General features: G+C 70.5%; 20 protein-coding genes. 5 read left to right on the top strand and 15 right to left on the bottom strand.

All coding sequences use genetic code 11. The features are described 5' to 3' along the window. Positions 1–58: 58 nt before the first annotated feature. Positions 59–2,218 carry an ATP-dependent Clp protease ATP-binding subunit gene (locus tag ACWGST_RS14165; protein ID WP_452047314.1) on the bottom strand — a complete coding sequence of 720 codons (2,160 nt, stop codon included), beginning with the start codon at positions 2,216–2,218 and terminating at the stop codon, positions 59–61. 181 nt (positions 2,219–2,399) lie between these two features. Continuing rightward, complete coding sequence (locus tag ACWGST_RS14160) at positions 2,400–2,906, bottom strand: hypothetical protein (RefSeq protein ID WP_452047313.1); 507 nt, start codon at positions 2,904–2,906, stop codon at positions 2,400–2,402. Between the two features lie 187 nt (positions 2,907–3,093). On the opposite strand from ACWGST_RS14160, the gene ACWGST_RS14155 reads away from it, so the two are divergent. Beyond that, on the top strand, positions 3,094–4,140 hold the full coding sequence (locus tag ACWGST_RS14155) for an LLM class flavin-dependent oxidoreductase (protein ID WP_452047312.1): 1,047 nt from the start codon (positions 3,094–3,096) through the stop codon (positions 4,138–4,140). An 11-nt stretch (positions 4,141–4,151) separates the two neighbouring features. Here ACWGST_RS14155 and ACWGST_RS14150 read toward each other — a convergent pair whose 3' ends face one another. Next, the gene (locus ACWGST_RS14150) at positions 4,152–4,742 is read right to left on the bottom strand and encodes a helix-turn-helix transcriptional regulator (RefSeq protein ID WP_452047311.1); all 591 of its coding nucleotides are present in this window, start codon (positions 4,740–4,742) and stop codon (positions 4,152–4,154) included. Positions 4,743–4,940: 198 nt separating this feature from the next. Between ACWGST_RS14150 and ACWGST_RS14145 the strand changes: the two genes are divergently transcribed. Then, entirely contained in the window at positions 4,941–5,810 is an 870-nt protein-coding gene (locus ACWGST_RS14145) for an NAD(P)H-binding protein (RefSeq protein ID WP_452047310.1), read from the top strand. A gap of 196 nt (positions 5,811–6,006) precedes the next feature. On the opposite strand, the gene ACWGST_RS14140 is transcribed toward ACWGST_RS14145, so the two are convergent. Beyond that, a complete protein-coding gene (locus ACWGST_RS14140) occupies positions 6,007–7,380 on the bottom strand; it encodes an APC family permease (protein ID WP_452047321.1) in 1,374 nt (457 codons plus the stop codon). A gap of 109 nt (positions 7,381–7,489) precedes the next feature. Beyond that, complete coding sequence (locus tag ACWGST_RS14135; protein WP_452047309.1) at positions 7,490–8,587, bottom strand: alcohol dehydrogenase catalytic domain-containing protein; 1,098 nt, start codon at positions 8,585–8,587, stop codon at positions 7,490–7,492. Positions 8,588–8,706: 119 nt separating this feature from the next. Here ACWGST_RS14135 and ACWGST_RS14130 point away from each other — a divergent pair, with 119 nt between their 5' ends. Continuing rightward, positions 8,707–10,143 carry a PucR family transcriptional regulator gene (locus tag ACWGST_RS14130; protein WP_452047308.1) on the top strand — a complete coding sequence of 479 codons (1,437 nt, stop codon included), beginning with the start codon at positions 8,707–8,709 and terminating at the stop codon, positions 10,141–10,143. 90 nt (positions 10,144–10,233) lie between these two features. Next, a complete protein-coding gene (locus ACWGST_RS14125; protein WP_452047307.1) occupies positions 10,234–10,674 on the top strand; it encodes a nitroreductase family deazaflavin-dependent oxidoreductase in 441 nt (146 codons plus the stop codon). 57 nt (positions 10,675–10,731) lie between these two features. On the opposite strand, the gene ACWGST_RS14120 is transcribed toward ACWGST_RS14125, so the two are convergent. The 10 genes from ACWGST_RS14120 to ACWGST_RS14075 all read right to left on the bottom strand — a co-directional run bounded on the left by ACWGST_RS14120 (position 10,732) and on the right by ACWGST_RS14075 (position 19,788). Then, positions 10,732–11,904, bottom strand: coding sequence for an FAD-dependent oxidoreductase (locus tag ACWGST_RS14120; protein ID WP_452047306.1), 1,173 nt, complete (start codon positions 11,902–11,904; stop codon positions 10,732–10,734). Next, on the bottom strand, positions 11,897–12,610 hold the full coding sequence (locus ACWGST_RS14115) for a methyltransferase domain-containing protein (RefSeq protein ID WP_452047305.1): 714 nt from the start codon (positions 12,608–12,610) through the stop codon (positions 11,897–11,899). Before ACWGST_RS14115 ends, ACWGST_RS14120 begins: the two co-directional genes overlap by 8 nt. A gap of 168 nt (positions 12,611–12,778) precedes the next feature. Continuing rightward, entirely contained in the window at positions 12,779–13,921 is a 1,143-nt protein-coding gene (locus tag ACWGST_RS14110) for a type III polyketide synthase (RefSeq protein WP_452047304.1), read from the bottom strand. An 87-nt stretch (positions 13,922–14,008) separates the two neighbouring features. Beyond that, on the bottom strand, positions 14,009–14,386 hold the full coding sequence (locus ACWGST_RS14105) for an SHOCT domain-containing protein (protein WP_452047303.1): 378 nt from the start codon (positions 14,384–14,386) through the stop codon (positions 14,009–14,011). A gap of 4 nt (positions 14,387–14,390) precedes the next feature. After that, a complete protein-coding gene (locus ACWGST_RS14100) occupies positions 14,391–14,825 on the bottom strand; it encodes a DUF6325 family protein (protein ID WP_452047302.1) in 435 nt (144 codons plus the stop codon). Positions 14,826–14,913: 88 nt separating this feature from the next. Then, complete coding sequence (locus tag ACWGST_RS14095; protein WP_452047301.1) at positions 14,914–15,987, bottom strand: AI-2E family transporter; 1,074 nt, start codon at positions 15,985–15,987, stop codon at positions 14,914–14,916. Beyond that, positions 15,987–16,658: a GAP family protein gene (locus ACWGST_RS14090; protein WP_452047300.1), complete on the bottom strand. Its 672-nt coding sequence runs from the start codon at positions 16,656–16,658 to the stop codon at positions 15,987–15,989. The genes ACWGST_RS14095 and ACWGST_RS14090 overlap by 1 nt, the downstream gene beginning before the upstream one ends. A 53-nt stretch (positions 16,659–16,711) precedes the next feature. Next, on the bottom strand, positions 16,712–18,361 hold the full coding sequence (locus tag ACWGST_RS14085) for a SulP family inorganic anion transporter (protein WP_452047299.1): 1,650 nt from the start codon (positions 18,359–18,361) through the stop codon (positions 16,712–16,714). Continuing rightward, complete coding sequence (locus ACWGST_RS14080; protein WP_452047298.1) at positions 18,362–19,654, bottom strand: ion channel protein; 1,293 nt, start codon at positions 19,652–19,654, stop codon at positions 18,362–18,364. A 2-nt stretch (positions 19,655–19,656) separates the two neighbouring features. Beyond that, the gene (locus ACWGST_RS14075) at positions 19,657–19,788 is read right to left on the bottom strand and encodes a hypothetical protein (RefSeq protein WP_452047297.1); all 132 of its coding nucleotides are present in this window, start codon (positions 19,786–19,788) and stop codon (positions 19,657–19,659) included. A 120-nt stretch (positions 19,789–19,908) separates the two neighbouring features. Here ACWGST_RS14075 and ACWGST_RS14070 point away from each other — a divergent pair, with 120 nt between their 5' ends. Next, complete coding sequence (locus ACWGST_RS14070) at positions 19,909–20,316, top strand: PLDc N-terminal domain-containing protein (RefSeq protein WP_452047296.1); 408 nt, start codon at positions 19,909–19,911, stop codon at positions 20,314–20,316. Positions 20,317–20,392 lie beyond the last annotated feature (76 nt).

Genomic DNA, 20,392 nt, shown 5'->3' with positions numbered 1-20,392 from the left:
CTGCGGGTCCTACACACCGCCTTTCGTCCTACATTCCCGAGCCGCACCAGAGGAGCGGTTAGGCCTCGGCCCGTGCCACCGTGAGCGAGTCGCCGTCGTCGGCGAGGCCGACCACGACGGTGTCGCCGTCGCGCACCTCGCCCGTGAGCAGCGCCCGGGCGAGCCGGTCGTCGATCTCGTGCTGCATGAGGCGGCGAAGCGGCCGCGCTCCGTACAGCGGGTCGTATCCGCGCTCGGCGAGCCAGGCCCTGGCATCGGGAGTGACCCCGAGCTGGAGCCGCCGGTCGTGCAGCCGCGCAGACAGCCGGTCGATGTAGAGGTTGACGATCTCGGCGAGCTCGGCCTCGCTGAGCGCCGAGAACACGACGATGTCGTCGAGCCGGTTCACGAACTCGGGCTTGAACGCCTGTCGCACGGTCTGCAGCACGGCCGCCTCCTTCTCGTCCCACGAGAGCGAGGGATCGATCAAGTACTGCGAGCCGAGGTTCGATGTGAGGATCAGGATGGTGTTCCTGAAGTCGACCGTGCGGCCCTGACCGTCGGTGAGGCGCCCGTCGTCGAGTACCTGCAGCAGCACGTCGAAGACCTCGGGGTGCGCCTTCTCGACCTCGTCGAAGAGCACCACCGAGTACGGCCGACGCCGCACCGCCTCGGTGAGCTGGCCGCCCTGGTCGTAGCCGACGTAGCCCGGAGGGGCGCCGACGAGCCGGGAGACCGAGAACTTCTCGCCGTACTCCGACATGTCGATGCGCACCATGGCGTGCTCGTCGTCGAAGAGGAAGTCGGCGAGCGACTTCGCGAGCTCGGTCTTGCCGACGCCCGTCGGGCCGAGGAAGAGAAACGACCCGGTCGGCCGGTTGGGGTCGCTGATGCCGGCGCGCGAACGACGCACCGAGTCGGCGACCGCAGCGACGGCGCGCTTCTGCCCGATGAGGCGCTTGCCGAGCTCTTGCTCGAGGTGCAGCAGCTTCTCGGTCTCGCCCTGCAGCAACCGGCCGACGGGGATGCCCGTCCACGCGGCGATGACCTGGGCGATGTCCTCTTCGGTGACCTGCTCGTTGACCATGCGGGGCTCGTCGGGAGCCTGCTCGGCCTGCTCGGCTTCGACGAGGTCGCGCTGCAGTCGGGCGATCGTCTCGTACTCGAGCTTCGACGCCTTCGCGTAGTCGGCCTCGCGCATGGCGCGGTCGCGCTGCGTGACGGCGTCGTCGAGCTGCTTCTTCAGCTCGCCGACGCGGTTCAGCGACATCCGCTCGCGCGCCCACCGGGCTTCGAGCACCGCGAGCTCCGACTCGAGCGACGCGAGGGTCTCGCGCAGCTTCGCGAGCCGCTCCTTCGACGCGTCGTCCTTCTCCTTCTTGAGGGCGAGCTCTTCGAGCTTCATGCGGTCGACCTGGCGCTTCAGCTGGTCGATCTCGACGGGGCTGGAGTCGATCTCCATCTTAAGGCGCGACATGGCCTCGTCGACGAGGTCGATCGCCTTGTCGGGCAGTTGCCGGGCAGAGATATAGCGGTTCGACAGGGATGCCGCCGCCACGAGTGCTGCGTCGGAGATCGTGACCCCGTGGTGCGCTTCGTAGCGCCCCTTGAGGCCGCGGAGGATCGCGACCGTGTCTTCGACCGACGGCTCGCCGACGTACACCTGCTGGAAGCGGCGTTCGAGCGCGGCATCCTTCTCGATGTATTCGCGGTACTCGTTGAGTGTGGTCGCACCGATCAGCCGCAGCTCGCCGCGGGCGAGCATGGGCTTGAGCATGTTGGAGGCCGCCACCGACCCCTCGCCGCCGCCCGCGCCCATGAGCAGGTGCAGCTCGTCGACGAAGGTGATGATCTCGCCCTCGGCTTCGTCGATCTCTTTGAGCACGGCCTTCAGCCGTTCCTCGAATTGGCCGCGGTACATCGCACCGGCGACGAGCGCCGAGATGTCGAGCGAGATGAGCTGCTTGCCCTTCAACGACTCGGCGACGTCGCCCGCGACGATGCGCTGGGCGAGGCCCTCGACGACGGCGGTCTTGCCGACCCCGGGTTCGCCGATGAGCACCGGGTTGTTCTTCGTGCGCCGCGTGAGCACCTGGCTGACGCGGCGAATCTCGGCGTCACGCCCGATCACGGGGTCGAGCTTGCCCGCCTTCGCGATCTCGGTGAGGTTGACGCCGTACTGTTCGAGCGCCGACTTCTGCTCCTCCTGCGTGCTCGGCGCGCCCTGCATGTTGGCCACAGACTCTCCCTTCGTTCAAAACTTGAGTGTACTTAACTCAACTTTGGCGAGAGGGGCGGTATTCCGGTTTCGGCCGATATTTCGGCCGCGGCGCCGATTCCCCCGGCTCTCACGCTAGACGGATGTCGCGTGGCGCGCCAGCGATCGGCGGGCGCCATGTCAGCGCAGGCTCGGCGTCAGGTCATCGCATCACCTCGACGGCGAGCACCGTCGTGCGCACGACACCGACCGGGGTCGGCGACTCGTATCGCACCGGCATGCCCGGAAACGCCCGGGCGAACCAGAAGGTCTCGGCCGCGACATCCGCTTCGCGCTCGTCGCCGTCACCGGCCTCGTCGCGCGTGTCGTAGCGCAGGCACTCGACCCGGCCGATCGGCAGCTCGAGCGTCTCCTCGACCACCGTCGTGCGGTCGGCCGGGAACGCGGCGTGGCCCTGCAACTCGCGCCAGGTCACCCGCCCGCTCGACACCTCGCCCTCGACGCCGCCGTCGGCGGCGACGAGCCAGCGCTCGAGCATCGCCCCGTCCGCATCGCAGTCGCTGAAGCGGTTGATGCGCTCGAAGCGCTCGCCGTCGGGCTGTTCGACGAGGATGCGGATGAGCTTGCCCGCGCCGCTCGCCGAGCGGATCTCGTCGGCGGTGAACGGGGTCGGCAACAGGCCCGGCCCGAGCAGGTGAGGGTCGCTCATGCACGCCAGTCTGCGGCATCCGCCGTCATTCCGACAGGGTCTGGGGCGCTGAGCCGTTCACGACCATTCCCGGATGGCTCGGCCGCACGACGCGACTGGAGCGAGATGCGGCGGGCAGCCGAGCAGCAGCGGCCCCGCGACATCCATGCACCGGAATAGACCCCGCCGCCCCGTCGTTCCACCTGACGTGCAACGCTTCGGAACGCTCTCATTCGGACACTACGGCCCGCTCGGCGGCGGACGCGAACTCTCGGCCGCCGACTCGATGCTGCAGGCGATCGACCTCGCTCAGGGCATGGACGAGCTCGGCGTGAACGGCGCGTACTTCCGCGTGCACCACTTCGCCCGCCAGCAGGCGTCGCCGATGCCGCTGCTCGCGGCGATCGCGGCACGCACCACGCACATCGAGGTCGGCACCGGCGTCGTCGACATGCGCTACGAGAACCCGCTCCATCTCGCCGAGGAGGCGGCGGCCGTCGACCTCATCTCGGGCGGGCGACTCGCGCTCGGCGTCAGCCGTGGATCACCCGAGACGGTCGCGCGCGGGTACGAAGCGTTCGGCTACACCGGCTCGCAGGACCCGCGCGGCGCCGACATCGCCCGCGAGCACTTCGATCGCTTCCTCGAGGCCGTCGAGGGACAGGGCATCGCGGAACCGGATGCCTCGTCGCCGTTCGGCGGCGGCGGCCCGACCGGCACGGCGAACGGCCTGCAGCGGATCGAGCCCTACTCGCCCGGGCTGCGCTCGCGCATCTGGTGGGGCGCCGGCAACAGCGACTCGGCCGAATGGGCCGGTCGCCGCGGTGTGAACCTCATGTCGTCGACCCTGCTCACCGAAGACAAGGGCCTACCCTTCGACGAGCTGCAGGCGCAGCAGATCCAGACGTTCCGTGCGGCCTGGCGCGAGGCCGGCCACCCCGGCGAGCCGCGCACCTCGGTGAGCCGTTCGATCTTCCCGATCACGACCGCAGAAGACGAGCTCTACTTCGGCGGCCGTCAAGACGGCGACGGCGTCGGCTACATCGACGGGATCCGCTCGACGTTCGGCAAGACCTACGCCGGCACGCCCGACAAGCTCGTCGAGCAGTTGCAACGCGACGCGGCGATCCGCGAGGCCGACACGCTCATGCTCACGATCCCGAGCCAGCTGGGCGTCGAATTCAACCTGCGGATGATCGCGGCCTTCGCCGAACACGTCGCGCCGAGCCTCGGCTGGGAGCCCGCGAACCGCTGAGCGCGACGCTCTCAGCCGAGCCTGCCGAAGTCCGTGGTGAACCAGCGGCCGATCGAGGCATCCGGGAACTCCCGCCGCCGATAGGTGCCGGGCACGCGCTCGACGCCGGAGATGCGGTCGAAGCGGAACGTGCGCCACTCGTCGCGGCCGAGATCGAAGCCGACGAGATACCAGCGGCCAGCTCTGAGCACATGGCGGTACGGGTCGACGAGTCGCGCAGACGAGGCCGCGTTGCGGTCGAGGTAGGCGAAGCGGATGCGTCCGGCCTCGGCCACGGCGTCGGCGACGATGCCGACGTCCTTCGCCGCGACGGCGTGGTCCTCTTCGAGCACCTCGGTGGCGAGGTCGACCGCGTCGGCACGGCGGCGCAGCCCGGGCGGCAGCACCCGTTCGAGCTTCGCGAGCGCGACTTGCGCGCTCTCGTCGCCCTGCAGACGCGGCGCGATCAGTCGCAGGCCCGCGACGATCGCCCCGATCTCGTCGGCGGTGAAGAGCAGCGGCGGAATCGTCGCCCCCGCGCCCAGCCGGTACGCGCTCCCCGGCCCGGGCTTCGCAGTGATCGCGTAGCCCAGCCCGCGGAGCCGATCGACGTCCCTCCGCACGGTTCATGCGCTGATGCCGAGGCGATCGGCGAGCGCGGCCGCACTCCAGTCGGCGCCGGTCTGGAGCACCGACAGCAGGATCAGGGCGCGGGCGGTCGGATCGCTCTCCACTCCTCCATTCTGCGGGAAATGGCGGACACGACCCGTCCGCCACCGCCGATACCTTGGGGCTCTCGCCTCGATGAAAGGGCTCAACACATGCGAATCGCCGTCACCACCCCGACCGGCAATGTCGGCCGACACGTCGTCGCCATGCTCGTTCGGGCGGGGGTGCGCCCCCTCGTGCTGGCGCGCGACCCCGATCGGCTCGACCCCGGGATCCGACTGCTGGTGGACGCGATCGCGGTCGACCAGTTCGATGCCGAGGCCGTGAGCGCAGCGACATCCGGAGTCGACGCCCTCTACTGGGTGGACCCGCCCGCGGCGAGCGCCGACCCGCTCGACGACTACCGCCGCGCCACGGCGAGCGTGGTGCGAGCGGTCGAGCGCAACGGCATCGCGCGAGTGGTCTTCCAGAGCAGCGTCGGTGCCGAGAAGCGCCACGGCGCCGGCGAGATCGACGGGCTCGCCGCCACCGAGGTCGCATTGGATGCCACCGGAGCCGACGTCACCCACCTGCGCTGCGGGTACTTCTTCACGAACCTCGAGCTCCAGCTCGACGAGGTGCGGTCGGGCAGCCTGCAGATCATCCTTCCCGTGGATCAGCCGATGGCCTGGGTCGCCCCGCGCGACATCGCCGAGGTCGCCGCCACCCGGCTGCTCTCGCCGGAGTGGAACGGCCGGCACGTGCAGGCCGTGCACGGGCCTGAGGACCTCTCGTGGCGGCGCGTCGCCGAGATCGTGTCGGAGGCGACCGGCCGGCCGCTCGGCGTCGAGCGGATGCCGGACCAGTCGATGCGCGACGGGATGCGGGGCGTCGGCCTGCCCGACACTCTCATCGACGCGCTGATGGGCATGTCCACCGGGCTGCGCGACGGCTTCGCGGCCGAGCAGCCGCGGTCCGTGGTGAGCACCACGCCGACGACGCTCGGCTCCTGGGCCTACGAAGTGCTGCGGCCGCAGCTCTGAGTCGTGGGCCCGCACCGCTGACTCCTGCGTCCTGAGTCCGCAGTCCTGAGTCCGCACCCGGCGGGCCCGGGCATGCGCGGAAACAGACCCGCGCCTCCCCGATGGCGTATGGGGAGCCCAGGGAGGCGCGGGGTCTGCACCGAAGCCTCGCCGCCGGGCTTGAGGCGGCGACGAGGCCCGGGTCGGGCCGGCGAGCCTAGCCGACGCCCTCGAGCGCGTCGGTCTCGGTGTTGCCGATGTTCGCGATAACCTCGGGGCGACGCTTGGCGAGGTGCAGGTACCAGGCGAGCGCGGCGATCATCGTGATGAGGAACAGGTACGGGATGACGTTCAGCGGCCACGCCGGCACCGGCCACACATTCGCGAAGAACACGTAGACCATGGCGACGACGGCGACGACGGCGCACACCCAGACGAGGCCGTTGCGCATCTGCTCGCGGCGCGTGTAGACGACGCAGGCGATCGCGACGAGGGCGTAGGCGACCATGTAGCCGTAGGTGCCGTAGGTGTCGACCCACACGACGATCTCCATCGGGTGCACGCCCATCGCGAGCAGCACGATGTCGAGCACGATCGCGGCGGGGCCGGCGACGAGCAGCACGCGGTGCGGCGTGAGGTGACGGTCGTGAGTGCGGCCGAAGCGCTCGGCGACGACGCCCTCCTTGCCCATCACGTAGATGATGCGGCCGACGACGTTGAGCGGGGCCACGACGACGGCGAAGAACGAGGCGCCGACGCCGAAGGTGAGCACCGGGCCGAACCAGGCCGGCATGCCGATCTGCGCCGAGATCGCCTCGAGCGGGCTCGCGACCGTGGCGAGGTCGTCGCCGAGGATCGCGATCTGCGTGTACGCCGAGAAGACGTAGAGCACGCCGACGCCGAGGGCGCTCCACATGATCGCGCGGGGGATCGCCTTGTACGGGTTCTTCGCCTCACGGCCGAGGGCGTCGGCCGACGAGAAGCCGACGAAGCCCAGGATGCCGAGCACCATGCCCGCGGCGACGCCCTGGAACGGCACGCCCTCGAGCGAGAACTGCGCCGGGTCCCACGCGTTCGGGCCGGCCCAGACGAGGGCGAGCACGAGCAGCACGAGGATGATCGCGACCGAGACGAGCTCGAGCACGAGCGAGACGCGCGCCGAGAGGCGGATGCCGCGAATCGTGAAGAGCGTCGCGAGCCCGCCGAGCACGATCGCGAGCGTGATCTGCGCGGCGACGCCCTCGAACGGCACGCCGATGAGCAGCAGGAACTGGTTGAAGTACGAGACCGAACCGCCGAGTGATCCGGCGGCGATGCCCCAGCAGCCGATGAGCAGGGCGACGCCCGCAAGGTACGCGCCGAACGGGCCGAGGCCCTTCGCGACGTAGGTGTAGAGCGAGCCCGCCGACGCGTGCTTCTTGGCGAACACGGCGACGCAGTAGCCGACGGCGAGGATCACGATCGTCGCGAGCACGAACGAGAGCATCGTGCCGTTGCCGGCGCCGATGAAGATGCCGGCCGCGGTGAACGCGATGACCGCGCTCGGGGCGATGTTGGCGATCGCCTGCGCCGCGAGCTCGGGGCCGCTCATGACGCCGCGGCGGAGCCCGGCGTCGGTGGGGGCGTCGGCTCGGGCGGCCGGCGCTTCGGTGGTGGGTGTGGTCATGGGGAACTCTCCAGTGAGTCGGGTACTGCAGCGGTCAGGGGATGAGGAGCGTGCGGAGTGCTTCGCCGGATTCGAGGTCGTCGAATGCCTCGGCGGCCTCGGCGAGCGGGCGGCGCGCCGAGATCAGCGGGTCGAGCTTGAGCTGGCCGTCCATGTAGCGGTCGACGAGCGCGGGGATGTCGATGGAGGGGCGCACCGAGCCGTAGTTCGAGCCGAGGATGCGCTGGTCGGCCTCGGCGAGCACGAGCGGCTCGAACGAGGCCTTCGCACCGGTCGGCGGCAGCCCGACGATCACGGCGGCGCCGCCGAGGCCGAGCATGCGGATCGCCTGCTCGGTGGTCGACGTGCGCCCGATCGCGTCGAACGCGTAGTCGACGCCGTCGGGGATGAGCGCGAAGAGCGCCTCGACCGCGTCGACCTGCGACGCGTCGATCTGGTCGGTGGCGCCGAACTGCACGGCGAGCGCGGTCTTGTCGGCGCGCACGTCGACGGCGACGATGCGCTCGGCGCCCGCGAGGCGGGCACCCTGCACGACGTTCAGGCCGACCCCGCCGCATCCGATCACGACGACGGTCGAACCGGGCTCGACGGCCGCGGTGTTGAGCACCGCGCCGACGCCGGTCGCGACGGCGCAGCCGACGACGGCGACGACGTCGAGGGGGGCGTCGTCGCGCACCTTCACGGCGCCGGATGCCGGTACGACGACCTCTTCGGCGAACGACGAGACGCCGAGGTAGTGGTGCAGCGACTCCTCGCCCTGCGAGAGCCGCGAGGTGCCGTCGAAGAGTACGCCCTTCGGCGCGACGACCGTGGCGACCTTCTGGCAGCGGGCCTCGTGACCCGAGCGGCAGTAGCGGCACTCGCCGCACGGCGGCACCCACGAGAGCACCACGTGGTCGCCGACGGCGAGCGACGTGACGCCGTCGCCGAGCTCGACGACCACGCCCGACCCCTCATGACCCATGACGAGCGGTGCCGGGGCGTCCCACTCCCCTCGCTTCACGTGCAGGTCGGAGTGGCAGACGCCCGCGGCCGCGATCTTGACGCGAACCTCGCCGGCCTTGGGGGCCGCGAGCTCGACATCGGCGACCTCGATCGGCGTCTCCGGTGCGCGGAAGACGATGGCTTTCATGATGCTCCCTTGGATCAGTGCTGGGGTACGCCCGATGCTAGGCAGGCCGGGCCCTCCGAGTCACTGTGAAGAATGTCGAATGATGAGCGGATGCCTCGGCATTACGTACACTCGATGGCATGGCCCGTGACGTGCTCTCGATCGCCCGCGTGCTCGGCGGCGAGCTCATCGGCGACGGCGTCGGGCCCGCGACGCCGGTCGACTCAGCGCTCCGGCTCGAGGAGTTCAGCGTCGTCGGCCACCCCGGCTTCGCGACCCTCGTCGTCGCGGGCGCCGAACACCTCGCGTCGGCCCTCACCACCGGCGGCCCGCGCTCCGATGCGTTGCGTGGCGCGGTGCTCGTCAGCCACGGCGCGACCCGCGCTCTCAGACGTGCGGTCGAGGCGACCGGCGGCGCCGCGATCGTCGGCGCCGAGGCATCCGACGCCGTGCTGCACCCGTTGCTCGTCGCCCTGCTCGCGACCGACCAGGCCGCGGAAGACCGGCTCGTGACCACGGGCACGAAGGTGCTCACCCAGGTCGCGCGGCGCGGCGGCGTCGGCGCGGTCGTCGCCGAGCTCGCCCGGCGCATCGACGGCTGGGCGGTGCTGCTCGACCCCCACGGGCAGGTGATCTCGACCGCAGGCGCGGGCGGGCTGCACGTGCGGGATGCGGTGGCGGTCGCATTCAGCCGGCCCGTGCGCGTGCGGCACCCCGGCCTGCAGGTGCACCCCGTCGGCACGGGCGAAGACCTGAGCGCCTACCTCGTGATCTCATCGCGTGAGGCCGCGATGAGCCGCGGCCGCGACCTCGCCTCGCAGGCCGCCGCACTGCTCGACCTCATCCTGCGCACGCACGACCGCACGACGACCGAGCGGCTCGGGCGCGAGGTGATGATCGACACCCTGCTCGAGGGCGGCTCCGCTGCGGCCGCACTGCTGCGCCGGTGGGGCGTGCACGAGAGCTCACTCACGGGGTTTGCGCTCACCGCGAGATCGAAATCGGTCGACCTCGAACGCCTCGTGACCCGCTGGTTCGACGAGCTCGGCAGCGTGCACCTCATCACCGAGGAGCCCGGTCATCTGCTCGGCTTCCTCCGCGACGACCGCGTCGACGATCTCGTGCGCCGGGTCGAAGATGTCACGGCCGACGCCCGTACGCCGCTGCGCCTCGGGCTCGGCTCGCCCGCGGCATCCGACGCCCTCGCCCGCACCGCCGCCGAGGCACGGCAGGCGCTCGACGTCGCCGTCACCGACGGCCGCACGGTGTCGCGTTATCGCGCGCTGCCCACGGTCGCCCTCGTGCTCGACCGGCTCGACGCCGGCGATACCGCCCACCTCGCCGAGGTGCTCGATCCCCTGCGCGGTGACGACGGACTGCACGGCGAACTCACCCGCACGCTGCGCGTCTATCTCGCCGAGCACGGCTCATGGGGCGTGGCCGCCGAGCAGCTGGGCGTGCACCGGCAGACGCTCACGAACCGCATCCACCGCATCGAGGAGCTCACCGGTCTCTCGATGGGCAACCCCGACGATCGCACTGCCGCGTGGCTCGCGATCCGCGCGCTCGACCGCTGAGTCGGCGTGCCCGGGCGACACGATTCATGGCCACCGGAATGGCCGGCGACAGCACGGAGTTATCGTCGGAGGAGACAACGAGGAGGACGCATGCCGTTGGAAGGCGAGTACGAGCCGGGCACATCGGCGTGGGCGCGCAAGCAGGCCGAGGCGTTCGAGGCGTCGAACGGCGAGACGTCGAACACTCTGCGGGGCATGCCGATCATCGTGCTCACCACGGTCGGTGCGAAGTCCGGCAAGCTCCGCAAGACCGCCCTGATGCGCGTCGAGCACGACGGCGAGTATGCGATCGTCGCCTCGCTCGGCGGGGCGCCGAGGCATCCGGTCTGGTACTGGAACGTGAAGAAGCACCCGCACGTCGAACTGCAGGACGGCGCTGAGAAGCACGACTACGAGGCCCGCGAGCTCGACGGCGAGGAGCGCGCGGTCTGGTGGGCGCGAGCCGTCGAGGCCTACCCGCCCTACGCCGACTACCAGGTGAAGACCGATCGCCTGATCCCGGTGTTCCGGCTCACCCGCATCGCCCTCTGAGCCCCAGCGCGCTGTCGGGCGATCGGCGACGACACGGCCACGACACGGCGACAACGCCTACAGCCAGCGCATCGTGAACGCCCTCGCGAGCACCGCCCGGAAGGGCGGCACCGCGAGGGCTCGCACGGCCGCATTGCGCGCGCGCAGTCGCACGCCGGCGGCCGGCGCACCCATGCGCATGTTGAACGCCGCCTGCCTGATGGCGCGCGCCGCCGATGCCCGCCGCGCACGGTCGTAGCGCTCGAATGCGTCGTCGGGCGCACCCGATTCGATCGCATGCTCGAGCTCGCGATCGAGCAGCAGCGCGTCGAGCCATCCGAGGTTCATGCCCTGCCCGCCGATGGGACTGATCTCGTGCGCGGCGTCGCCGACGAGGGCAACGCGGCCACGATGCATCCGCTCGGCCAGGTGCTGCCGCGCCTCGAACACGCTCGGTTCGGCGGCGGCCTCGACGTCGAAGCGGCCGTCGACGCGCGAGGCGACGATCGTGGCCAACTGCCCTGGGCCGGCCTCACGCGGCGGCCGGCGCACCCACGCGACCCACCGGCGTCGCCCGCCGGGCAGGGGGAACGACTCGACGACGCCTGCCGGCTCGAAGTGCAGCAGCGCCGTCGCCGGCTCCCCGGTGTCGTCGCGGGTGTCGCCCATCACGTAGTGCGCACGACCCGGCCTCGGGGCCCAGCCGAGGCCGACGAGGTTCCGGATGCCGCTGCGCACGCCGTCGGCCCCGATCACGTAGCGTGCGAGCAGCGCGACCGGCGCGCCGTCCCGGTCTCCCGAGACCTCGACGTGCGTGCCGAGGTCGCGGAGCCCGCGCACCTCGACCCCGGCCCGAAGCGCGCCCTGCGCGAGGTCGGCGAGTCGGCGCTCGAGCATCGCCTCGGTCTCGAGCTGCGGCAGCGACCACACCGACCCCGCCTTCGCGAACGACATCGACCCGAGCACCCGGCCCTCGCACGTGACGCGGCCGTCGCGGATCTCGACGCCGGAACCCCGCACCTCGGCTTCGAGCCCGACCCGGCCGAGTGCGCGCAGCCCGGGCGGGTGGATGCCGATCGCCCGCGATCGGCCCGACCGCTCGGTGCGGCGCTCGAGCACCGCGACGTCGCGGCCGCGCTGTGCGAGCAGGCACGCGAGCAGCAGCCCGACGGGTCCGCCGCCGACGATGACGACGTCGTGCATCGCGTCGTGCGGGTCGGAGCGCGTGCGGGCAGCGGATGCCTCAGCCATCCGCTCCCCAGACGAGTTCGAGTCGCGACGGGAACGCGCGCCGCACCGCCCAACCTTCGGGCAGCACCCGCGCGAGTTCGGCGGCCGTGTGACTGCGGCGGATCGAGGTCAGCCCGTCGGGTCTGATGTACGAGCCCGCGAGCAGATTGCGCGCGAACGGCAGCGTGCCGAGCCAGAAGCCCGCGTAGCCGAGACGCGTGCGCTCGATGTCGCCGTGCACGGCGAGCCCGCCGGGGCCGAGCAGCAGCTCGCTGTCGCGCAGCAGCGCACCGAACTCGCGGCCGTCGAGGTGGTGCAGCACGTGGTTCGAGACCACGAGGTCGAAGTGCTCGCCCTCGTCGACGAGGTCGCCGCTCATCGCCCGGCGGAGCGTCAGCCCCGGGGTCGGCGGCCGAGCCGACGCCCACGCCATCGCCCGCGCGTCGGGGTCGATCGCGGTGATCTCGAGCCGCAGGCCGTCCTCGGCCGCCCAGCGCAGCAGGCGTCTCGGCAGGTCCGCGCTGCCCGACCCGATGTCGAGCAGCCGGGTGCCCCAGACCGGTGAGAGCCGCGGGCGGATCCACCGCAGGTACACGGCGCGCTCCCCCGACACCACGGCGTTCACGAGCCGGAACCGCTCGTACGTCTTCGCGAGCATCACGGGGTCGGCGTCGGCCCCGTCCATCAGCTCCTTCGCCTCGGCATCCCGCGCCGCCAACCCCCTCACCACCACTGTTGCCCGTCCTGGTGTTCCCCGTTCAGGGGATTCGGCGCGACACGCCGTGCAAGGGTGGATGGGAGCGGCGTGGCGCCGAGAATCCCCTGAACGGGGAACACCACAACGGGCGACTCGTCGGCGGGCGACCCCGCGACGGGCAACCCTGGCGTGCGCACGTCACACCCGCACGGTCATGAGCGCCGACTCCACGGTCAGCCCCGGCCCGAACGCCATCGCGGCGACCCGGTCGCCGTCGGCGGCGGCATCCGAGTGCAGGATGTTGCGCAGCACGAACAGCACCGTCGCGCTCGACATGTTGCCGTAGTCGCGCAGCGTCTCGCGCGCCGGCACGAGCTGCGCCTCGGTGAGCCCGAGCCGCGACTCGACCTTGTCGAGGATGCTGCGACCGCCGGGGTGGATCGCCCAGTGCTCGACCGCGCGCGACGACCCGTCGCTCGCGAGCGCCGCCGCGAGCGCATCATCGTGCGCGAAGAGCGGTTCGAGCGCCCCCGTGATGTGGTCGTCGATGATCGCGGGGATCGCGTTCGAGAGCACCATCTCGAAACCGTGGTCGCCGATCTTCCACGCCATGTCGCCCTCGCCGACGGGTGTGATGCGGGTCGCGAAACGGTCGAGGTCGAAAGCCCGCTCCCCCGGTTCGAGCGGTCGCGCGGTGACGATGCCCGAGCCGGCGCCGTCGGCGAAGAGCGACGACGCGACGATCGTGTCAGGGTCGTTCGAGGTGCGCAGGTGCAGCGTGCAGAGCTCGACGCTGACGACGAGCACGACCGCCGCGGCATCCGCTCTGGCCAATTGCGTTGCGATGCGCAGCGCCGGAATCGACGCGTAGCAGCCCATGAATCCCAGGTGGTAGCGCTCGACCCCGGGGTCGAGCCCGAGCTCGCGGGCGATCATGAAGTCGGGGCCGGGCGCGTAGAAGCCCGTGCACGAGACCGTGATGACATGCGTGACATCGGATGCCTCGATGCCCGGCGTCGCCTCGATGGCGCGCCTGCCCGCCTCGACGTAGAGCTTCGTCGCGTGCTCGGCGTAGAGCTCGTTGCGCGCCTTCGTGCCCGGCAGCAGCAGCTCGCCCGACTCGATGTCGAAGAAGACGGGCACGTCGGGATGCGCGTCGCGGCTCAACTCATCGAGCACGGTGTAGCGCGTCTCGATGCCCGACACGTTGAACGAGGTCGCGACGATGCGTTGCGCGAGGCGGCCCAGCCCCGGCTGCCCGGCGAACACGTCGCGCACTTCGTCTTGCACGAGCACGGTCGGCGGAACGACGGTCGAGACGCCCCTCAGGGTGACGGTCATGCCTCAGTGTAGGCAGGCATGCCGAGCCGGTGACAGGAGTCGCAGGAGGCTCGCAGGCTGACCCCGTTCGCGTGTCGGCTCACCCGATCAGCCGAGCAGCTTCGCCTTGGCCGCCGCGAACTCCTCGGGCGAGAGGATGCCCTGCTCTTGGAGCGCGGCGAGCTTCTGCAGCTCGCCGACGAGGTCGACTCCGCCGGCCGGCGCGGCCGGCGCGGCCGGAGCTGCCGCAGGAGGCGCCGCAGCAGCCGCTGCCGCCTGTTGCTGCGCCACGGCCTGCTGCGCCGCAGCGTCGATCTGCGCCTGCTGCTGCTGGGCTTCGTACTGCTGCTGCTCGTACTGGCCCTGCGCCTTCTCCTGCTGGCGACGCTGCATGCCGCCGCTGACGGCGGTGGCGGTGCCGGCGACGACGGCCGTGCGAGCGGCCATGCCGATCAGCCCGGGGCGTCCCATTCTCCTGAACGGCATGTTCCTACTCCTCTTCTGCTTCTGCTTCGGCGAGCGCGGCGTTCACGACCGGCGCGGGAATGCGCTCGGTCTGCAGCACGATGCCGCCCGACTGGGCGAACTTCGACGCGAGGCGCTTGGCCCACACGAGTTCGACCGCGAGCAGCGCGCCCGAGGTGCCCGGGGGGATCCCCTGTGCGAGTTCCTGGGCGTCTTCTTCGGCGACGAGGCCGATCGCCTCGAGCTCGACGGAGCCGAACCCGTACTCGTCGCTCACCTGCTCGAACTCGGTGATCAGCACCGAGCCGTCGGGTTCGCGCGAGATCACGAGGAAGTCGAGCAGCCGGATCTCACCGCCCTCGACCAGTTCGCCGATCGCCTCGAGCGTGCCTGCGTCGGGCCTGTCGCCCTCGAACCCCACCAGATACAGCTCCACCGGGCCGTATTCGAACTCCGCCATGATCTCCCCAATCTCACGTGGTTGCAGAATACGCGCGCATCGCCCTCGTGCGCCAGAGTCCACGGTGAATCCCCGGCGAACGACCGGATCAGCGCGCCTGCGGGTCGCCCGAGAGCCGTCGAAGCGGCCGGGCCCCACGGTCGGGTTCGAGCAGCAGCGCACGCACGAGCAGCGTCAGCGGGATGCAGAGGATCGCCCCGATCGGGCCGATCACGAGCGTCCAGAACACGACCGAGAAGAAGGTGAGCGTGAGGCTGAGCCCCACCGCGTCGCTCACGAACTTCGGCTGCACGAGCACCTGCAGCACGACGTTGATGACGCAGTACGCGGCGACCACGGCGAGGGCGAGCGGCCACCCGCCGACCACGAGGGCGAGCACCGCCGGCGGAATGAGGCCGATCACGAAACCGATGTTCGGGATGAAGTTCGTGACGAACGCGAGGATCGCCCAGACGATCGGCACCGGCACGCCGACCCACCAGAGGAACAGGCCGTCGAGCACGGCGACGACGAGACCGAAGCTCGCGTTCACGACGTAGTAGCGGCGCACGCCGGAGAAGTAGCGGCTGCCGATCATGTCGGCGGCTGCGGTGGCGAAGACCCGGTCGCTTCGACTGAGGCTCGAGGCATCGGCCGCCATGAAGATGACGTAGGCCAGCACGAAGAAGAACGCGGTCGCGGCTCCGAGCACGGCGTCGGCGACCCCCGCGGCGAAGGTGAAGAGCGTCTTCGGATCGATCGCCGCAGCCGCCGACGACGCCGCCTGGCTCGTGAAGCCGAGCGAGGTGAGCCAGTCGTAGACCGCCTTGACGGTCTCGGTCAGCTGAGCCGCGTAGTCGGGCAGCATGCCGATGAACTGCGCGGATGCCACGACGAGCAGCGTTCCGAGCACGGCGAGGATCAGGTACGCGACGACGATCACCGCGGTCGTCGCGAGCCAGCTCGGCCAGCCGCGGCGCTCGAGTGGGCGGCGCACCGGATGGGCGATGATCACGACGACCGCGGCCACCGCGGCCGGGGCGAGGATGTCGCGGGCGAACCACACCCCGACGAACACCACGACGGCCGCGGCGAGCGTGATCAGCACCCTCGTGCCGTATGCGAGGCCGGCGCCCCGTGAACCCCGATCCCGCCGAACACGGGAGCCCGCGACATCCGTCATCAGAAGTTCCCGATGCCCTTGCCGATCATGACGACGCCGATGACGAGCAGCAGCACCGCCATCACGGTCGCGTTGTTGTGCACGAGCCAGCCGCGAAGCGACTCGAGCGGCGCCGCCATCTTCTTCGACGCCAGCAGGTAGGCGATCACGGGGATCGCGACCGAGCACGCGGCGATGAGCGTGAAGATCACGACGACGAGCGTGATCTCGCCGCCGCTCAGGCCGCCCGTGCCGATGATCACGCCGGCGCCCGCGGCCATGAGCAGGTTCTTCGGGTTGACCGCCGAGAGCAGGAAGCCGAGGCCGAGACCCTTCGCCGCCGTCAGCTGGTCGATCGCCGACATCCACTTCGGCAGCGCCGGTTCCTCACCCGGCTTCGGGCGACTGCGCCATTGCTTCACCGCGAGCAGCAGCAGACCGGCGCCGAGGATGATCTTGATGACGCCGGCGATCGGCTTGGCGGCATCGGGGTTCTGCTCGGGGATGATCGAGGCGAGCAGCGTGAAGAGAACGACCGCGACGACGATGCCGAGCACCCAGCCGATCAGGAAGCCGACGCTGGTGCCCTTCGCCTTCGGCGAGAGCAGCATGAGGATCGCCGCGATGATCGGGATCGGGCTGATCGCGATGCCGACCGCGAGCGGCAGGATGCCTCCGATGACCTCGCCCATGTGTGTACTCCTGTCTGGCGGCCGTGCCGCCGTCGTCTCGTGCTGCGGTGCGTCTACTGCTGTGCGTCGGAGAGCGCGGCGATCGCAGCGCGGTTGGTGTCGAAGATACGGCGGTCGCCGAGCAGGCCGAGATGGGTCAGTCGCGCCCGTGCATCGGGCCGCACTCGGCTGAAGCCGAGTTCGATGCCGCGCGCGTCGAGCCACTCGGCGAGCGCGGTGAACCCCTCGGCACCGGTGACATCGACGTCGGTGACGGCCTCCATGTCGATGACGAAGTGGCGCACCGAACCCTCGGGCACGGCCTTCACGGCCTTCTTCACCGCGTCTTCGAAGACCGCACCGTTCGCGAAGAAGAGCGGCGCAGCGAGGCGCACGACGATCACGCCCGGCGCCGTCATGGTGCCCGTCGGCGCTTCACCGAGCAGGGACTCGGCGGGCGAGTCGCCGGCCGCGAGTACGTCGATCGGCGGGTTCGCCGCACGCTTGGCGAGGTTGACGAGGGCGAGCACGAACGCGACCAGGATGCCGGGGATCGAACCCACGAAGAGTGTCACGAGGAAGCACGCGGCGGCGATCGCGAACTCGAAGCGGTCGACGCGCCACAGCATGCGGAAGTCCGTGATGCCGAGCAGCGGCAGGATCGCGACGCCGACGATCGCTCCGATCGCGGGTGAGGGGATGTCGGCGAGCAGGGCCGTGCCGAACAGCAGGAGCAGGAGGGTGCCGGCCGCGAGCACGAGCGAGGGCAACTGGGTGCGGGAGCCCGCCTGGTCCATCGCCGCGGTGCGCGAGGTCGACGACCCCATCGAGAAGCTGCCGCTCGCTCCGGCCGCGATGTTGCCGAGGCCGAAGGCGAAGAGGTCGCGGTTCGGTCGGGTCGGGTAGTTGCGCCGCTCGCCGTAGGCGCGCGAGACGAGCAGCCCCTCGGCCGTCGTCACCATCGTGAGGGCGATCGCCGAGGGCACGAGCATGAGCCACATCGACCAGTCGATGACCGGCCAGGTGAGCGCCGGCGGGCCGGCGGGCACCTCGCCGAGCACGTCGACCCCGGCGTCGTCGAGGTCGGCGAGCACGACCGTGATCGTCGCGACGATGAGCACGATGAGCGCCCACGGCACGAGCCCCAGGAACCGCTGACCGACGATGAGCACCGTCACCGACGTCGCCGCGATGGCGAGCGACCACATGTTCGCCGTGCCGATGCCGGAGACGAGCCCGACGACCTTGTCGACGAACTCGCCGCCCGAGTCGATCTTCACGCCGAGCATCTTCGCGATCTGGCTCACGAGGATGTCGAGCGCGAGACCGCCGACGAAGCCGACGAGGATCGGCTTCGAGAGGAAGTTCGCGATGAAGCCCAGCTTGAACACCGACATGAGCACGAAGAGGATGCCGCAGATGATCGCCTGCGCGAGCGCGAGCGTCGAGTAGTCGGCACTGCCCGCCGTGGCGAGGCCGCCGAGGGATGACGCGACGAGGGCGGCGGCCGCGGCATCCGGCGACACGACCAGCTGGCGCGAGGAGACGACGAGCGCGTAGATGACGGTCGGCACGATGAGGGCGTACAGGCCCGCGGTCGGCGGCAGGCCGGCGATCTGCGCGTAGCCGATGTTCAGCGGGATCGCGATCGCCAGGAGTGTGACGCCCGCGGTCAGTTCACGGACCGCGTTCTTGCGGGTGAGTCCCGCCAGTGGTTTCTGCACTTACGCTCCCCCTCGTTCGGCAGGCGCTTCGGTGCGCTTCGGCTTCGCGATCCGGAACTCGGGCGCCCCGGTCACGAGGAGCCAGGCGGGCAGCACGATGATGCACAGCATCGGCAGGATCGTGACGTCGCCGGTGATCGCGACGGCGACGAAGATCGAGATCCATCCGTCGCGGGTCACGACGAGGAGCACCCCGACGACGGCGCAGCCGACGGCGAGAGCGAGAGGCAACGACGGGATCAGCGCGTTGCCGAGCATGCCGAGCGCCACCCCGATGAAGGTCGCAGGGAAGACCCGGCCGCCACGGAACAGCGAACTCGCCGCGACGAGCAGGGCGATGATCTTGATGCCCGCGATGGCGGCGAGTTGGCCGGCGTCGTACTTGTCGGGGTCCTGGAGCAATTCGCCGACCTGGTCGAGGCCCTTGAACATCGTGATGGGCCCGCCGAGCAGGCCGAGGAGCCCGAGGAGCAGGCCGCCCGTGGTGGCGATGAGCACCGGGTGCCGCAGCGAGTGCATGGCCCGATAGACGATCGGGAACGCGGCGAGCATCGCGAGTCCGATGACCGCTGCGCCGACCGCGACGACGGCGCCGGTGAGCGCGTCGAGCGCCTGCGGGGTCCCGTAGACGGGGATGTCGAACGCGAACGAGGGCTGACCGAGCAGATGCATGGTGAAGGCGCCCGCACCCGCCGCGGCGAGCGGAAGGAAGAGGCGATCCCACAGGGCTCCTCCGGACTTCAGCGCCGCGACGATGCCCGTGAACACGAGGGCGGCCGCCACCGGGGTGCCGAAGAGCGCCCCGATCGTCGCCGAGGCGGCGAGCATCACCGTGAGCTCTCTGGGCACCGCCGGCATCAGCCGCGCGACCGCGGCGACCATGAGTGCGGTGTTCACGGCGATGATCGGGTTCTCGGGGCCGAGGCTCACGCCCCCGGCGAGCGCGAGCACGGTCACGAGGATGACGCTGGGCAGGTTGCGGAGCGGTTGCGGCTCTTCCACGAGTTCGGTCGTCGCCGAGTCGGGGCCGCCGTGACCCGGTACGAACCGCAGCACGAGCCCCACGGCGAGCCCGGTGAGGGTGAGCACGAGCACGATCCACCAGCCCGACGGATCGACGCCGAGCGCATTCGGGATCGCATCCCACAGCACCGTCTCGAGCATCCCGGCGAGGCCGTTGAGCGCCCAGAGCACGAGAGCGGAGATCACGCCGATCGCGAGGGCGGGGAGGGCGAGCACGACGAGCCGCTTCGGGGTGACGGCGGGGTCGCGGGGCGGCGTGGCGAGGCTCATGGTCAGATCTCCTCCGGGGGCGTCAGGGGCGTGGGCGGAGCGAGCACCGCGACGATCCAGGTCGCGAGCAGGGTCAGCACGATGCCGGCGATGCTCACGTCGTCGAGGTCGATCGACGCCCACCAGTCAGCCATGCTCACCCTCCCTGTGGCGACGTTACCGCGCGACGTGCGATAGACGCGAGCGCACGCGAAGCGATAGGTTCGCCTCAGCGGCGCTCATGGGGGGCGCACACAGTGAAAGGCTGCAAATTCATGAGTTTCTGGAACAGTTTCTGGGATCTGATCTGGTGGTTCCTCTGGGCGTTCGCGTTCATCGCCTATCTGTTCGCGCTGTTCGCCATCATCGGCGACCTGTTCCGCGACCACAAGCTCAACGGCTGGTGGAAGGCGGTGTGGGTCATCTTCCTGATCTTCGTGCCGTTCCTGACCGCCCTCGTGTACCTGATCGCACGCGGCAAGGGCATGGCCGAGCGCTCGCAGAAGGAGTACAGCCAGGCGCAGGCGGCCACCGACGCGTACATCCGTCAGACGGCAGGCACCTCGAGCCCCTCCGATGAGATCGCGAAGGCCAAGGCCCTGCTCGACTCCGGCAGCATCACCCAGCAGGAGTTCGACCTCCTGAAGGCGAAGGCGCTCGCACACCCGACGCAGAACGTCTGACGCACGACGCAGACCTGAAATCGAGAGGGTCGGATGCCGCGGCAAACGACCAACAACGTGTTTATACACCGCTCGC

It is taken from the genome of Agromyces sp. NPDC055520, from assembly GCF_053619715.1.
Note: the sequence above shows the minus strand (reverse complement) of the source record. Positions and strands in the feature narration are given on the sequence as shown.